This window comes from Streptomyces sp. F63 (assembly GCF_018070345.1).
In the GTDB taxonomy this organism is placed as follows: Bacteria; Actinomycetota; Actinomycetes; order Streptomycetales; family Streptomycetaceae; genus Streptomyces.
Genome location: NZ_JAGPXX010000018.1, coordinates 83,198 through 100,138, shown reverse-complemented (window position 1 = coordinate 100,138; position 16,941 = coordinate 83,198). Strand labels below are relative to the sequence as shown.

Genomic DNA, 16,941 nt, shown 5'->3' with positions numbered 1-16,941 from the left:
AGGTTCTCCGTTCCCTTTCAGACGGACGGGTTCCGGTGCGCGCGGAGGCCGTCCGCACACGTCTCGATCCGGTCGGTGGTGTCGCGGACGGAGCCGTCGGGGGCCTCGGCGATCTGCTCCAGGACGGCCTCGTACAGGCGCGCCAGGGCATCCACCATGCCCTGCGGGAGGAGCCTGCCGTCGGCATTGAGGGTGATCTCCAGCGCGGCACGGTCCGGGTCGCGGCCCACGGTCGCGAGGAACGGCGCGTCGGTGTGCTCGAACCACCGGACACCGGTAAGGTGCCCGCCCCCGTGGGCGGCGTCCGCATACGCGGGGAAGTCCGTGTAGTTGAACAGCGCGGAGTAGCGGGGCCAGTCGTCGTCCGGGCCGTCGCCGGTCGCGGCGCAGCGGCGGTGTGCGAGCGCGCGCATCTCGAAGGTGAACACCTGGTCGATGAGTTGCGGCCACGTCTGGTCCCCGATCCGGACCCGGTGCGGCTGGAAATTGAGGAACATCCCGACGAGTTCCTGCGCGTCGTCGGTCTCGGGCCGGCCGTGGGTGAACACCCCGGTCAGGACGTCGGGCTCGCCCGTGACCAGGGCCAGCACCCTCACATGGGCCGCCAGCAGCAGGTACTTGAGCGGATGTCCGGTGCGGCGCGCGACCTCGCGCAGCCGCGCTTCCCGGTCGGGCGGGAGGACGACGGTCGCCTCGGCCCAGCGGGAACCGCCGCCGGACGGGTGGCGGGGCCGCCACGCCCCGGGGTGGCCCGCGAGGACACCGCGCCAGAACTCCCGCGACTCGGCCGAGGAGCGGGCGGCCGTCTCGGCCAGGGCGTAGTCGCGGAAGGAGCCGGCCGCGTCGCCGGACCGGACGGGCCCCGCGCCGGCGCCTGCCGAGGCACCGGCGGCGGACGCACCGAGGTCCGAGGCGTACGAGAGGAGGAGGTCCCGGACGAGGAGGGAGAGGCTCCAGCCGTCGATCACCGCGTGGTGGAAGCTCATCGACAGCACGAAGCGGTCCGGCGCGGTGCGGTGCGCCGCGAACCGGATGAGCCCGGGCCGCTCCCAGCGGAATCCCGAACCGCGTTCCTTCTCGAACCACTCGTCGGGCGCCGAGGGATCGCCCACGGCGTCGGCCACGGTGAGGTCGGGCTCGACCGAGGCGTACACGAGCTGCCGGGGAACGGGTTCCGCCGCCAGGTCGACGGCGGCGCGCAGCGTCTCGCAGGACGCGGTCATCCGCCGCAGCGCGGCGCGCAGCAGGGAGGCCTCCAGGGGCAGCGCGACGGAGTAGGCGAAGACGTCGTGGTAGGCGGACTGTGCGGGGTCCCGCCTCGTCGCCCGGATCATCCGGAGCTGGGTGGCGGTCAGGGGGTAGGCGTCGACGGCCCCCGGAGGGAGCCCGTCGGGTGACGCGCCCGGGGACTCCACGGCGCCGCCCGCCGTCTCCGCGGTCCCGGACCCGGGCTCGGACCCGGACCCGGACCCGGGCTCGGACCCGGGCGCCCGCGCCGCGAGCCTGCGGACCAGCGCCCGTACCGTGCGCGCCTCCATCACGTCGCGCAGCGCGGCACCGGGGAACTGCCTGCGCAGCTTGGCGAGAATGCGGATGGAGCTGATCGAGTCGACGCCGGCGTCGAGGTAGTTCTCCTCCGCCCCGAGCGTCTCGCCGCCGACCGCCTTCGCGATGATCCCCGCCACGGCCCGCTCCACGGCGCCCCGGCCGCCGTCATCCGGTTCCTGCCCCGCGTACCGTTCGAGGGCGGCCAGGAACTCACCCAGGAACCGCTCCGCCGTGGAGGTCTTGACCCGCCCGCGGTCGTGGGCCAGGGCGAGCTGCGTGGCCCCGGCGAAGTGGTCCCGGTGCACGTGGACGGTCATCGCGAAGCTGGTGAGCTCAAAGTAGCGGGCCTTCTCGATCGACACCGTGCCCCGCGCGGCGGCGTCCGCGGCATCGCCCGTCGCGTAGGAGTGGAAGTCGGTGTAGTTGAAGACCACGTCGAAGAGTGCCCCGCCCTGCTGCCGCTCGATGTCCGCGAGGGGGAACCGCTGGAGCGGGACGAGTTCCCGCTCGCGCTCGAAGACCGAGGCCGGCAACCGCGCGTCGTCCGCCTCACGCACCTCGACGGGCAGCGGAAGGGTGTTCAGGAACAGGCCGACCAGCTCGCTGCCGCCGGGCACGTCCGGACGGCCGTTGCCGACCAGCCCGGTGACCACCCGCGCCCTGCCGGTCAGGTCCGCCAGGGCGGCGCAGTGCGCGGCCAGATAGAGCGATTTCAGCGGGAGTCCGAGGGCCGCGGCGCGCAGCCGCAGGCGCTCCTCCAGCCCGGCCGGGACGGCCCGCTCCAGGACCGCGGTCTCGATCGTCTCCGGCGCCGCGGGTCCGGGGTGGCCCGCCAGCAGCGTCGCGGGGAAGCCGTCGAGCAGCCCGCGCCAGGCGTCCCGGTCCGCCGGGCGTCGCGCGCTCTCGCGCTCCAGCGCCACGTAGGTGCCGTAGCCGGCCTCCGGGGCGGCGCCGGCCGTCCGGCCGGCCGGGAGCCCGGCGCAGCGGCGCCGGATCTCCTCGATGACGAGGGCGACGCTCCACCCGTCCAGGATCAGGTGGTGGAACGAGAACGCCAGGTTGACACGGCCGTTGCCCCGTACGTGGGCGCAGAAGCGCAGGGGCGGCCCGGCGAGGTCCAGCGGGCGGCTCTTCTCGGCCTCGATCCACTCCTCGACCGCCCGGTCCTGCGCGTCGGCGGGCAGCCCGGTGAGGTCCACGACCTCCAGGGACGGCGCGGCGCCGGCCGCGTCCGGGCGGAGCACGACCTGGAGCGGCTCGCCATAGCTCTCCAGGTCGAAGTGGGACCGCAGGTGAGCGTGGTGTGCCACGGTCTCCCGGACGGCACGGGCCAGTTCGGCCGGATCGGCCACGCCGGCGAACTCGTAGTCGAAGATGTCGTGGTAGACCGGGGAGTCCTCGTCGAGCAGCGAGTGGTAGATCATGCCCGACTGAAGCTTCGTCAGCGGCCAGGCGTCCTCCGCCGCCGCGGGGAGCACCGCCTTGTCGTCGTCCGTCAGCAGGCCGAACGCCTCGACGGCGGCGGGCACGGGCGACGCCGGGTCCTCGCGGGTCAGCGAGGCGGCGAGCTCGGCGATCGTCGTGTGGGCGAACACGTCGCGCAGGCCGACCGCGTATCCGGCGGCGCGCAGCCGGGAACTGACGCGCAAGGCCATGATCGAGTCCCCGCCGAGGGCGAAGAAGTTGCTGTCCGCGCCGACCGGTGCCCGGAGGCCGAGGACGTCCGTCCAGGCACGGGCCACGTCCTGCTCGGCGGCGGTGGCGGGCGGGCGGCCGGCCCGGCCGGCCGCTGCCGGGTGGGCCGCCGGCGCGGGCAGGGCACGCCGGTCCAGCTTGCCGTTGGGCGTGGTGGGCAGCTGCGGCACCTCGACGAGGTACTGCGGGACGAGGAACTCGGGCAGCAGCTTCCGCAGCCGGGCCCGCAGGTCGTCGGGGTCGAAGGCGGTGCTCACGACATAGCCGGCCAGCGCCTGCGCGGGGCCCGACGCGTCCACGACGACGGCCGCGTCCTGGACGCCGGGCAGGTCGCGCATGACCGCGGCGATCTCGTCGGGCTCGACCCGCAGGCCGCGCAGCTTGACCTGGTTGTCGATGCGCCCCAGGTACTGGATCTGGCCGTCCGGCAGGAAGCGCGCCAGGTCGCCGGTGCGGTAGAGGCGGGCTCCCGGCGCCGTTCCGTAGGGGTCGGGGACGAACATCCTGGCGTTGAGGTCGTCGCGCCGGTGGTACCCGGCCGCCACGGCGACGCCGCCGATGCACAGCTCCCCGGGTACGCCGACCGGCTGGAGCCGCAGGTCCCGGTCCAGGACGTACAGCCGCACGTTGTCGATGGGCCTGCCGATGGGGACGAGCTCTCCCGGGTAGTCGGTCCGGCAGGGCCAGTGCGAGACGTCGATCGCGGCCTCGGTCGGGCCGTACAGGTTGTGCAGTTCGCAGGAGGGGAGCGTGGCGGCGAAGACCTCGATGGTCCTGCGGGGAAGTGCCTCGCCGCTGCAGATGACCCGCTTGAGCGGGCCGCAGTGCCCGGCGAGTTCCTCCGCCTCCAGGAACACGTTCAGCATCGAGGGAACGAAGTGCACGGTCGTGACGGCCCGGGACCGGATGAGTTCCTTGAGGTAGTCGGGGTCACGGTGCCCGCCGGGCCGGGCCACGACGATGGTGGCTCCGGTCATCAGCGGCCAGAAGAACTCCCACACCGAGACGTCGAAGCTGTACGGGGTCTTCTGGAGCACCCGGTCCGCCCCCGGACCGCCGGTCAGCGGGAAGGCGGACTGCATCCAGTGGAGCCGGTTGGCCAGCGCGTCATGGCGGTTGATCACCCCCTTGGGCTGCCCTGTGGATCCGGAGGTGTAGATCATGTACACGGGCGAGCCGGGGCCCAGTTCGCGGACGGGATCGGTGTCGTCCTCGTGGTCCAGTTCCCCGTCCGTGAGCACGAGGAGCCGGGCGGCGGCGCTGCCGAGGGCGGAGCGGTGGTGCTCCTGGGTGAGGATCAGCGGAACACCGGCGTCCTGGATCATGAACTCGACCCGGGCGGCCGGGTATTCGGGGTCGATCGGCACGTACGCGCAGCCCGCCTTGACGATGGCGAGCAGCGCGATCACCATCTCGGCGGAGCGGTCCATGAACACCCCGACGAAGGGGCCCGCCCCGGTCGTCCCGAGGATGGTGCGGATACGGCTCGCCACCTGATTGGCCCGCCGGTTCAGCTCGTCGTACGTGTACGTCTCGCCTTCGAACTCGACGGCCGGGCTGTCGGGGCTCCGCCGGACCTGCTCCTCGATGACATCGGCGATCGTGCCGCCGGGGTGGGTGACCTGCGTGTCGTTCCAGTCGCCGAGGATCAGGTCCCGTTCCTCGTCGCGGGTCATCGACGGCGTGGCCACCGGTGTGTCGACACCGGCGCCGGCCAGCGAGGTCAGCAGCTGCGCGTAGTTGCGCAGGATGCGCTCCGCGGTGTCCCGGGTGAACAGATCCGTGGAGAACTCGAGCTCGAACTCGTACGCGTCGCCGGCCCGGTTGACGTACAGCATCAGGTCGAACTTGGCGGCGGTCCGGCGGACGGGGTGGTACTGGGAGACCAGTCCCGGCCCGAGGTCGATCGAGGGACGGCCGTCGAGCATCGTGAGCATCGTCTGGAAGACCGGGTTGTGGTTCCGCGCCCGCTCGGCCCCGAGGGCCTCGACCACCTTGGGATACGGCGCGTCGCCGTCGTCCAGCAGCCGCTGGGCGGCTTCCTGCGCGCCGGACAGCACGGTGCGGAACGTGGCGTCCGCGTCCACGGGCACGAACAGGGGCAGCGTGTTGACGTAGCAGCCGACCTGCTCCAGATCCTCCGCGCCCGGCCGGTTCAGCACCGTGGTGCCGATGGCGAAGCCCTCCTGCCGTGTGTAGCGGTGCAGCAGCAGCGCGTAGGCGGCGAGGAACACCGGGAAGGCGGTGCTGCGGCAGGTGCGGGCGCATTCCTTCAGCAGCGGTTCGATGTCCGCGCCGGGCACGGTGATGGTCGTGCTGTCGCCGCGGAAGGTCTGCACCGCGGGTCGCGGGCGGTCCAGCGGCATGCCGAGCAGGTCCGGGGCGCCGGCCAGCGACCGGCGCCAGCGCTCGACGGCGGCCGTCCGCTCCTCGTCCGCGGCCGCCGAGCGGCTCTCCGTGACGAAGGCGCGGAAGGCGGCGCCGGAAACGGGCCGCCGCGGCAGGCGTCCGGTGGCCACCAGGGTGCGGTAGTTCTCCGCCACCTCGTCGAGGAGGAGGTGGATGCTCCAGTCGTCGATGACGATGTGATGGGCCGTCAGGCCGAGGACCCAGCTGTCGCCGGGCAGCGCCATGACGACCGCCCGCAGCAGGGGGGCCGCGCCCAGGTCGAACGGTCGCCGGTGGTGCTCGGCGAGCACCTCCTCCGCCCGGAGGCGGGCCTCGGCAGCGGCCAGGGTGCGCAGGTCGACCACGGTCGTGCTGTCCGGAAGGGCGTCCTCGCCGGCGTGGTGCACCCGGGCCCGCGGCCCGTGGGGGGTCTCGTGGAACGTGGTGCGGAGTGCGTCGTGCCGCAGGACGGTGGCCCGGATGGCGCGGCGCAGCGCGCCCGGGTCGAGGTCACCGGCCGTCTCGAAGGCCACCGATTCGTTGTACGCGGGCGCGTCGGAGCCGGCGAGCTCGTGGAAGAGCCAGAGGCTTTCCTGGGTGTATGAGAGCATGCTTGCGCCTGTGTCCGGTTTCCCGGCCATACGACACTCCAAACTCGGTACGAAATGTGGCTCGTTGACGTGACGAGCGATGTGGATGCAGGGGATCGGCGCCCCGTCGCACGCCTCCACGGCGTCCGGGGGCGCCCGGGCGTTCCGGCTGCGCGTCCCGTGCCGGGCCGTGTCCGGGAGGACGCGCGGGCCGCGGCTGTCCGCCGCCCGGCACGCCGCGGGCCGGGGCTTCCCGGCCCGCGCGGCGGGAGAGGATCGAACCGGCGGGATCCGGCCGGGAAGGCCGCGTCCGGGAGCGCGGCTACGGCGCGGTCACGGCCCCGTGAAACGGGTCGAAGACTTCGTCGTACGGGCGCAGGATCGAGCTCAGCGTGTCCGGTGCCGCAGCGTCCGGACCCGCACCGTCACCCGTGACGGGCTCGGTGTTGATCGCGATGTGCCCGGCGGCCCTGCGGGCCAGACGGACGGCCGTGCCGGCGTCGTCGGCATGGACGATGACGTGCCCGCACCGATCGTCCGACCAGCGGAGCTCGGGCACCACCGACCCCGCCTCCACACTCACCGACACCTCCACCACTCCGTCGGCGGCGCGCGCCGCCTCCAGGCCGGTGACGGAGGTGACGATGCCCGGGGCCGCGGTCAGGAAGCGGATGGCGGCCGCGCCGCGGGCGGGGTGCAGATGGCCGTCGAGCGGAGCGCCGTGGCCGGCGAGGCGGTAGGTCGCCTCCTCCATGTCGACCCCGTACACCATCCTGACGAGATCGTTGATCCGGTCGCCCCCGCGGCGGGTGTGCGACTCGACGACCCGCGGCCCCTCGGCGGTGAGGATGATCTCCGTGTGCGACGGGCCGTCCTCAAGACCGACCGCGTCGAGCAGACGCACCGTCATGTCGCGGATCTGGTCGAGCTGGTCCTTTGCCAGGGGGGCCGGAATGACGTGCCCGAGTTCCACGGTGCCGCCCTCGGTGTCCTTGGCGGTCACCGCGATGATCGTGTGCCGGCCCGATTCGGAAAAGGATTCCACGCTCAGTTCGGGACCGGCCAGGAGCTTCTCGACCTGGAATTCACCGAGCTCGAACGACTGGCACCAGGCCCATACCGCGTCGGCGTCCTCGACCGACGCGATCCGGCGCACTCCGAGGCTGCCCGAGCCCTTGGTCGGTTTGACCACGGCCGCCCCGTGCGAGACGACGAATTCACGGAGCTGCGCCCGGGTGGGGTTGACCACATAGGGAACGGGCCCGATGCCCTGCTCGTTCAGCAGGGCCCGCATCGCGGACTTGTCGTGCAGCAGCCGGGCGCATCGTTCGGACGTGCCGGGAATTCCCAGGACATCGGTCACATGGCCGGCCACCAGTTGCGCCGCCTCGGTCTGTGTGACGATCCGCGTGATCGGTGCGATCCGGTGCAGCGCGGCGGCCATCGCGGCGGCGCTGGGGACGTGCTGATAATCCACCAGGGCGAGCTGCTCGCAGTGCGGGATCAGCGCAGGATCGAACTGTGACGGCTTCTGCATATAGGCGACGTCGACACCGGCCGACTTCGCTTTCGAAACTAATCGAATACTGTCCCCGATAACGAGAACGCGCCCCCGTGACACGATCATCCCCCGTTTCAGACCGCTCTCTGAGTCGTCGGCGACGGTAGCACAGCCGCAGCCGTCCCCCCAGGGGATTCCGCGAAAACCAGCGGGGAGCCGGGCCCGCCAGGGCCCCTGCCTGCCGGGGCCGAGATTCCGCATCAGGAACGTCCGTCGCGCCGACGACGTCCCGTAACCGTTTGCCGGCGGATTCCGCTTCCGCTTCCTCCTCCGCCGGATCGCGTAGTGACGGAGTGATGCCGTCTCACCCCTCGTGCCGCGAGCGTGGCCGGTCCCCGTCCGGGGCGAAGTAGACGCCGGGCGGATTGACGGGGGCCCTTCGATGTCTTTCGGCCATGATTCGTCGACCGGGTGGCGAACGTAACCCGCTCGGCGCACAGCGCACCGGCCTCGGAGCCGGGGTCCTCCGCGGGGGCGGGCCCGGCCTCCGGCCCCCGTGGATGCGGCCCCCGCCGATGCGGCCCGGTCCGGACGAGAGGCCCCTCAGGCAACGGGATTCCCGGCCCCGCCGTGCAGGCGGCTGCGACGGCGGCCGTAGAGGAAGTACAGCAGGACGCCGGCGGCCATCCAGACGACGAACCGCAGCCAGGTCTCGCCGGAGAGGTTGAGCATCAGCCAGCCCGAGGCCAGCACCGAGACGACCGGCAGCAGCGGCACCAGCGGAGTGCGGAAGGAGCGCGGCAGGTCGGGCCGGGTGCGGCGGAGGACGACCACGCCGAGGGCGGTGACGACGAAGGCGAAGAGGGTGCCGATGTTCACCAGTTCGGCGAGCTCGGAGATGCTGGTGAAACCCGCGATGACGGCCGCGGTCGCGCCGAGCAGGATCGTCGAGCGGTAGGGCGTGCGGAAGCGCGGGTGGACCCGGGAGAAGATCTTCGGGAGCAGCCCGTCCCGGCTCATCGCGAAGAGGACCCGGGGCTGGCCGAGCAGCATGATCATGCACACCGTGGTGAGGCCGACGGCGGCGCCGAAGCTGATCAGCCCGGCCCAGAAGGGGTGCCCGGTGGCCTTGAAGGCGTCGGCGAGCGGGGCGTCCACGGACAGCTCGGTGTACTTCTGCATCCCGGTCACCACGATGGAGACGGCGATGTAGAGCACGGTGGTGACGGCGAGCGTGCCGAGGATGCCCCGGGGCAGATCGCGCTGCGGGCGGCGGGTCTCCTCGGCGGCGGTGGCGACGATGTCGAAGCCGATGTAGGCGAAGAAGACGATGGCCGCACCGGTGAAGATCCCCATCACGCCGAAGGCGGACGGGGTGTAGCCGAAGAGCGTCTGGACCAGCGGCGCGCCGATGTCGGCGCCCCCGCCGGAGCCGGTGTCCCGCGCGGGCGGCACGAAGGGGTCGTAGTTGTCCGCCCGGACGAAGAACGCCCCCACGACGATCACGATCAGCACCACGGCGACCTTGACCGCCACGATGACGGAGGTGACGCGCGCGGACAGCTTCATCCCGGCGACGAGGACGGCCGTGAGCGTCAGCACCAGCAGGAAAGCCGGCAGGTCGAAGGCGAACCCGCTCTGCTCACTGGTGCCGGCGAGGGCCTCGGGCAGCCGCCAGCCGGCGTTGTCCAGCAGGGAACGGATGTAGCCGGACCAGCCGACGGCCACCACCGCGCAGCCGAGGGCGAGTTCGAGCATCAGATCCCAGCCGATGATCCAGGCGGGCAGTTCGCCCAGCGAGGCGTAGGCGAAGGTGTACGCGGAACCGGCCACGGGCACGGTGGAGGCGAACTCCGCGTAGCAGATGGCCGCCAGGGCGCAGACGAGACCGGAGACGGCGAAGGAGACGGCCACCGCCGGGCCGGCGGTCTCCTTGGCCACCGCGCCGGTGAGCACGAAGATGCCGGTGCCGATGACGACGCCCACGCCGAAGACCATCAGGTCGAAGGCGGAGAGCGACTTGCTGAGCCGGTGGTCGGGCTCCTCCGTGTCACGGATGGACTGCTCCACCGTCTTGGTCCGGAGGACGTCGCCCGGCCCGCGGCTCCCCGTGTTTCCCTGGCTCACCGTCTACCTCCACGCGCTCGGCTCGTCGGCGACATGGTTCACGTGCCCCCGCCGGGCCGGGGCACTACACCGCCGGGCGCATGGGAATTCACCCCATCGGAAGAGGGGGAGGTGCGGGAGCCGGGAACGGGCGCGGGCCGGCCGGCACAGCCGTTCGGGGTACGCCGGCCGGCCCCGGCCCCGCGAGGACGGGGCCGGCCGGGGACGGGGCCGGTCAGTCGCCGGCGACCTCGGCCGGCTCGGTGTCGTAGCGGCCGTCGAGCTTCGCCACCAGGCCGGTGACCTGGCGGGCGATGTCGGGCGCCGTCAGGCCGATCTCCGCCATGACCTCCTTGCGGGAGGCGTGGTCGAGGAAGCGCTGCGGAATGCCGAAGTCGCGCAGCGGCACGTCCACGTTGGCGTCGCGGAGCGCCTGGGCGATCGCCGAGCCGACGCCGCCGGCGCGGCCGTTGTCCTCGACGGTGACCACGACGCGGTGCCGGTCGGCGAGCGCGGGGAGCTGCTCGTCCACCGGCTTGACCCACCGGGGGTCGACGACGGTGGTGGAGATGCCCTGCTTGTCCAGGAGCCCGGCGATCTCCAGGCACATCGGGGCGAGCGCGCCGACGGAGACGAGCAGGACGTCCGCCTGCGAGCCGTCCCGCGTCGTCGTGTCCGCGGCGGGCTCGCGGAGGACGTCCATGCCGCCGATGCGGCGGACGGCCGCGACCGCCGGGCCGACCGCGCCCTTGGAGTAGCGCACGACGGTGGGGGCGTCCTCGACGGCGACGGCCTCGCGGAGCTGGGCGCGGAGCTGGTCGGCGTCGCGCGGGGCGGCGATCCGCAGGCCGGGCACGACCTGGAGGATGGACAGGTCCCACATGCCGTTGTGCGAGGCGCCGTCGGTGCCGGTGACGCCGGCCCGGTCGAGCACGAAGGTGACGCCGCACCGGTGCAGCGCCACGTCCATCAGCACCTGGTCGAAGGCGCGGTTGAGGAAGGTGGCGTAGACGGCGAAGACGGGGTGGAGCCCGCCGGTGGCCAGGCCGGCCGCGGAGACGGCGCCGTGCTGCTCGGCGATGCCGACGTCGTACACCCGGTCGGGGAAGGTCTTGGCGAACTTCTCCAGGCCGACCGGCTGGAGCATGGCCGCGGTGATCGCGACGATGTCCTCGCGCTCCCGGCCGAGCTTCACCATCTCCTCACCGAAGACGGAGGTCCAGTCGGCGCCTGCGGCGGACACGGGCAGGCCGGTGTCGGGGTGGATGACGGGGACGGCGTGGAAGCGGTCGGCCTCGTCCTCCAGGGCGGGCGAGTAGCCGCGGCCCTTCTCGGTGAGGCAGTGGACGATGACGGGGCCGCCGAACCGCTTGGCCCGCACCAGGGCCGACTCCAGGGCCTCGATGTCGTGGCCGTCGATGGGGCCGACGTACTTGAGGCCGAGGTCCTCGAACATGCCCTGCGGGGCGATGAAGTCCTTGAGGCCCTTCTTGGCGCCGTGCAGCGTCTCGTACAGCGGGCGGCCGACGACCGGGGTGCGCTCCAGGAGGTCCTTGCCGCGGGCGAGGAAGCGCTCGTAGCCGTCGGTGACGCGGAGGGTGGCGAGGTGGTCGGCGAGGCCGCCGATGGTGGGGGCGTAGGAGCGCTCGTTGTCGTTGACGACGATGACCAGGGGGCGGTCCTTGGCGGCGGCGATGTTGTTCAGGGCCTCCCAGGCCATGCCGCCGGTCAGGGCGCCGTCGCCGATCACGGCGACGACGTGGTCCTCGCGGCCCAGCACCTGGTTGGCCTTGGCCAGGCCGTCGGCCCAGCCCAGCACCGTGGAGGCGTGGCTGTTCTCGATGACGTCGTGCTCGGACTCCGCCCGGGAGGGGTAGCCGGAGAGGCCGCCCTTGGCGCGGAGCCTCGAGAAGTCCTGTCGGCCGGTCAGGAGCTTGTGCACGTAGGACTGGTGTCCGGTGTCGAAGAGCACCTTGTCCCGCGGGGACTCGAAGGCGCGGTGCAGCGCGATCGTCAGCTCGACGACGCCCAGGTTCGGTCCGAGGTGACCGCCCGTCCTGGAGACGGCGTCGACGAGGAAGGTCCGGATCTCCCCGGCCAGCCGGGCGAGCTGTTCCTGGTCGAGCCGGTCCAGATCGCGCGGTCCGGTGATGCGGGACAGCAGCTCCCGCTCTTCGCGCGGCACCATTGCCACTGTGTCTCCTCTTGGCCGTCTTGCTTCGAGCACATTGCCGGTCCGCTGAGTCTAATGTTCCCTTTCCGGACGCGCGGACCCGGCCGTGCGCCGGAGCGGCTCGCCGCGCGGGCCCCGGGGGTGCACCGCCCGGCCCACCGCCCCCGGACGCACGGGCGCCCGGCCCCGGCCAGGGGGCCGGTGCCGGGCGGGTCCGCGGGGGCAGCTCGTCAGGTGCGGCCCGCCGACTTCTGGGTGCGGCGCGAGACCGAGTCGATGACGACGGCCGCGAGCAGCACCGCGCCGGTGATCATGTACTGGATCTCACTCGCCATGCCGAGCAGATTGAGGCCCTGCTGGATGGACTGGATGACCAGCATGCCCAGCAGCGCGGACCAGATCTTGCCGCGTCCGCCGAAGAGGCTGGTGCCGCCGATGACGGCGGCCGCGATCACGCTCATCAGCACGTTGCCTGCGCCGAGGCTCTTGGTGGCGCCCCCGGACTGGCTGGCGATGAAGAGGCCGCCGAAGGCCGCCAGCATGCCGGCGATCATGAAGACGGTGATCCGGACCCGCTCCACGTTGATGCCGGCGCGGCGGGCCGCCTCGGCGTTGCCGCCACTGGCGTAGATCTGCCGGCCGTAGGTGGTGCGCCGGACCACGAAGTCGGCGGTCACCAGCACGGCGAGGAAGAGCACCAGCGCCAGCGGCAGCCCGCGGGACTGGTTGAGCTGGTAGGCGGCGGTGAACGCCACGGCCGCGAGCAGGGCGGCCCGGAACAGCACCTCGCCGAAGGGGCGGTGCAGCAGCCCCGCGGCGCGCCGGCGGCGGCTGTCGCGCAGCATCGCGAGGAAGTAGACGGCGACGGCCGCGCCGGCCAGGCCGTAGGCGGCCGCGATGTCCTCGAAGTAGTAGTTGGTCAGGTTCTCGACGATGCTGCCCGAGGGCGTGTTGATGCTGCCCTCGGAACCCATCAGCCAGATCTGCAGACCGCTCCAGCCGAGGAAGCCGGCCAGGGTGACGACGAAGGCCGGGACGCCGACCTTGGCGAAGAAGAAGCCGTGGATGCCGCCGATGGCGGCGCCCGCGGCGACGGCGAGCAGGACGGCCTGCAGGTCGCCCATGTCGCCGGTGACGCTGAGCACCGCCCAGATGGCGGCGCCGACACCGGCGACGGAGCCGACGGAGAGGTCGATCTCGCCGAGCAGGAGGACGAAGACGATGCCGACGGCCATGATGCCCTGGCCGGCGATGTAGACGCTGATGTTGCTGAGGCTGCCCGCGGAGAGGAAGCTCTCGTCCAGCGACTGGAAGATGATGCCGATGACCACCAGGCCGAGGACGACCGGTATGGAGCCGAGCTCGCCGCCGCGTATCTTGCGCTGGAACTCGGTGAGGTAGCCCTTCAGGCCCTGCTCGCGGACGAGCAGCCGGGGGTCGACCGCGCCGGCCGGGGCGGGCGCCGCCTTGGCGGAACCTTTCTGCACGGTGTGGCTCATCGTCCTGCCTCCGTGGTGCGCGCCTGGCGACGGGTCACGGCGTTGTCCGTGGCGCCCGTGATGGCGGCGATGATCTGTTCGTGGGAGGTCGTCCGGACCGGGAAGACCCCGTTGTTGCGGCCGAGGCGCAGCACCGCCACCGTGTCGGCGACGGCCTTGACATCGGCCATGTTGTGGCTGATGAGGATGACGCCCAGGCCGCGCTCCCGCAGCCGCTCCACCAGGTCGAGCACCTGCGCGGTCTGCTCGACGCCGAGCGCGGCGGTCGGCTCGTCCAGGATGACGACCTCGGGGTCGCCGACCAGGGCACGGGCGATGGCCACGACCTGGCGCTGGCCGCCGGAGAGGGAGGCCACGGGGATGCGCACGCTGGGAATGCGGATGGAGAGGGTGTCCAGGAGCTCCTGGGCCCGCTTCTCCATGGCGACCTCGTCGATGACCCCGCCCCGGCGCAGCTCGCTGCCGAGGAAGAGGTTGGCGACGACGTCGAGGTTGTCGCAGAGCGCCAGGTCCTGGTAGACGGTGGCGATCCCCAGGTCCTGGGAGTCGTGGGGCCTGTCGATGCGGACCTTGCGGCCCTTCCACTCGATGACGCCCTCGTCGATGGGGTGCACCCCGGCGATGGTCTTGACCAGGGTGGACTTGCCGGCTCCGTTGTCGCCGACCAGGGCGACGACCTCGCCCGGATGGATCTCCAGTTCGACGTCGGTGAGCGCCTGTACGGCGCCGAACCGCTTGGAGACCCCGCGCAACGCCAGCACGGGCGTAGCGGACACGTGAATCATCTCCTTAGCCGCCTTCACAGGCGGAGGGGGTGCCGCGCCCTGTGGGCGCGAAGGTGGTGCAAGCAACGTCGGATGGTGCCGCCGTTGCCCGGCACCCGCCCCCGGCAGCGGGGTGAAGTTGGGGGCGGGTGCCGGGCAAGTCCGGCGGGCCGGTGGCGCTCAGGCGCCTGCCCGGGTCAGAGGAGTCCGGCGTCCTCGCAGGCCGCCTTGTACTCCGGGGTGCAGATCTCGTCGACGGTGTAGACCTTGTCCGCGATGAGCGTGTCCTTGATGTTGTCCTTGGTCACGATCTCGGCGTCGAAGAGCTGGCTGGGGATGCCCTTCTTGCTCTTGCTGTCGACCTTGTCCTCGGTGAACTCGTCGATGCTGTCGCCGTTCAGCAGGGCGACGGCTATCTCGGCGGTCCGCTCGGCCTCGGGCTTGATGGCCTTGTAGATCGTGAACGCCTGGCTACCGGCCACGATCCGCTGGAGGCCCGCGCGCTCGGAGTCCTGGCCGCCCACCGGGACGTCCTTGATGCCGCGCGACTTCAGGGCCGTGATGATGCCGCCCGCCATGCCGTCGTTGGCGGAGTAGACGGCGTCGAAGCCGTCCTTGCCGAGCGTGGTGATCGCGGCGGCCATCTTCTTGTTGGCCTCGTCCGGCGACCAGTCCGGGATGTCCTGCTCGTAGACGATCTTCTTGACCTTGCCGTCCAGGACGCTGTGGGCGCCCTTCTTGAAGAGCGCGGCGTTGGGGTCGGTCGGCGAGCCGTTGATCATCACGAGCTCGCTGTCCTTGGCCTTGTCGCCCAGGGCCTGGAGCACGCCCTCGCCCTGGAGCTTGCCGACCGCCTCGTTGTCGTAACTGATGTAGGCGGAGACGTCGCCCTCGGCGAGACGGTCGTAGGCGACGACCTTGACGCCCTTCTTGGCGGCCGCGTCGACCCAGGACTTGGTGGCCGTGGCGTCCACCGCGTCCAGGATGATCACCTTCACACCCTTGGTGATCAGGGCGTCGAACTGCTTCTTCTGCAGCTCGGTCTCCTGGTTGGCGTTGTTGTAGGAGACCTCGCAGTCGGAGCAGAGCGCCTTGATCTTCTTCGTCATCAGCGGCCGGTCGAAGGTCTCGTACCGGGTCGTCTTGTTCTCCGGCAGGAGAATGCCGATGGTCTTGTTGTCGCTGTCCTCCGCGTCGCTGCCGGCCTTGCCGCAGGCGGCCACGGACAGGGCCATCGAGATCGCTGCGGTGCCGATGACGACACGGCGCATCGTGCTGTTCATGTGCTGAACCTCCCTGACGAGGCCGCGTCCCTGCGGCCGAGGTGTGGGGAAGTCAACTCGGCCGGGCCGTTGCCGTCAAGAAGTAAAGACTTAACGAGATGACAACGGTGCCAACCGTTATCTAGTGAAGACAGGGTCCGCCGCGGCGACCGATCCGTCCAGAAGTGTCGAATCGCCCATTTCATTGAGTACGAGCGCGAGGGCCCCCAGCACCTCGGCCCGCCCCCCGAGCGCGCCGGGGACGACGGACAGCCGCCGCGCCGCGCTGGGGATCGCGTAGCGCGCCACGGAATCCCGGATGGGCAGCAGCACGAGCTCCCCGGCCTCGGCCAGGTCGCCGCCCAGCACCACCCGGCTGGGGTTGAGGAGATTGCAGAGGTTGGCCACGCCGGTCCCGATGTGCCGCCCGACGTCGGCGACCACCCGGCGGCAGCCCGGGTCGCCCTCGCGGGCCAGCTGCACCATGCGCTCGATGGTCAGATCCGGGCCGTGACTGGTGCGCAGCAGGTCCAGGACGTGCCGGGCCGCGGTGAAGGTCTCCAGGCAGCCCCGGTTGCCGCAGCGGCAGACGGGGCCGGACTCGTCGATGGTGATGTGCCCGATCTCCCCGGCCGTGCCGCCCGGGCCGCGGTAGATGTGGCCGTTGATCACCAGGCCCGCGCCGACACCGCCGGCGACCTTGATGTACGCCAGGTCCTTCACCCCGCGCCCGGTACCCCAGACGAGCTCGCCCAGGGCGCCGAGGTTCGCGTCGTTGTCGACGGACACCGGCACGCCGAGCCGCGCCGTCAGTTCCTCCTTGGGGTTGATGCCGGCCCAGCCCGGCAGGATCGCGGTGGACCCCAGGGCGCCGCTGTCGACGTCGATCGGGCCGGGCACGCCGAGACCGACCCCGATCACCTTGCCCACACCGAGACCGGTGGCGTCGACGAGCCGCTTGACCAGGGCCTCCGCCCGGTCGAAGCCCTGGGTCGCGGAGGCGTCCACGTCCAGCGGCTCGGCCTCCTCGGCCAGCACCTGATGGGCGAGGTTGCCGACGGCCACCCGGAGGTGGGTGTGGCCGAAGTCCACCCCCACCACGATCCCCGCGTCCCCGCTGAGCGAGACGCTGCGCGCCCGCCGGCCGCCCGCCGAGGTGGGCGTGACCTGCACGATCCCACTGTCCCTGAGCTCCCGGACGATATTGGAGACCGTGGCCGCGGACAGGCCCGTGCTCCGGGCGATCTCCGCCTGGGTGAGGGAGCCGGCCAGGCGCACCGCGCGCACGACCCGCTCCAGATTGGCCCGGTGCAGCGACGACTGCGATCCCGGAGTCTCCACGATCATCCTCTCCCGCCTGGAACGGCGGCTCGACCGCCGCCCGGCCCGGCCCCCGCAAGGGTGTTCCGGCCGTT

8 protein-coding genes are annotated in these 16,941 nt (G+C 72.0%); all 8 read right to left on the bottom strand.

Going from position 1 to position 16,941, the window contains the following annotated elements:
• Positions 1-17: 17 nt before the first annotated feature.
• The 8 genes from KBZ10_RS19035 to KBZ10_RS19000 all read right to left on the bottom strand — a co-directional run bounded on the left by KBZ10_RS19035 (position 18) and on the right by KBZ10_RS19000 (position 16,867).
• Positions 18-6,242, bottom strand: coding sequence for a non-ribosomal peptide synthetase (locus KBZ10_RS19035; RefSeq protein ID WP_210988862.1), 6,225 nt, complete (start codon positions 6,240-6,242; stop codon positions 18-20).
• 301 nt (positions 6,243-6,543) lie between these two features.
• Positions 6,544-7,848, bottom strand: a complete 1,305-nt coding sequence (locus KBZ10_RS19030) for an ATP-grasp domain-containing protein (RefSeq protein ID WP_210988861.1) — start codon at positions 7,846-7,848, stop codon at positions 6,544-6,546.
• Between the two features lie 477 nt (positions 7,849-8,325).
• Complete coding sequence (locus tag KBZ10_RS19025; RefSeq protein WP_210988860.1) at positions 8,326-9,849, bottom strand: amino acid permease; 1,524 nt, start codon at positions 9,847-9,849, stop codon at positions 8,326-8,328.
• 214 nt (positions 9,850-10,063) lie between these two features.
• Entirely contained in the window at positions 10,064-12,016 is a 1,953-nt protein-coding gene (gene dxs / locus KBZ10_RS19020; protein WP_210988859.1) for a 1-deoxy-D-xylulose-5-phosphate synthase, read from the bottom strand.
• Positions 12,017-12,231: 215 nt separating this feature from the next.
• Positions 12,232-13,500, bottom strand: coding sequence for a sugar ABC transporter permease (locus tag KBZ10_RS19015; RefSeq protein WP_210988858.1), 1,269 nt, complete (start codon positions 13,498-13,500; stop codon positions 12,232-12,234).
• Entirely contained in the window at positions 13,497-14,285 is a 789-nt protein-coding gene (locus KBZ10_RS19010) for an ATP-binding cassette domain-containing protein (RefSeq protein ID WP_210988857.1), read from the bottom strand. Before KBZ10_RS19010 ends, KBZ10_RS19015 begins: the two co-directional genes overlap by 4 nt.
• 176 nt (positions 14,286-14,461) lie before the next feature.
• Positions 14,462-15,547 (bottom strand): sugar ABC transporter substrate-binding protein, encoded by a 1,086-nt coding sequence (locus KBZ10_RS19005; RefSeq protein WP_210988856.1) that lies wholly within the window; start codon positions 15,545-15,547, stop codon positions 14,462-14,464.
• Between the two features lie 117 nt (positions 15,548-15,664).
• Entirely contained in the window at positions 15,665-16,867 is a 1,203-nt protein-coding gene (locus tag KBZ10_RS19000; protein ID WP_210988855.1) for an ROK family transcriptional regulator, read from the bottom strand.
• Positions 16,868-16,941 lie beyond the last annotated feature (74 nt).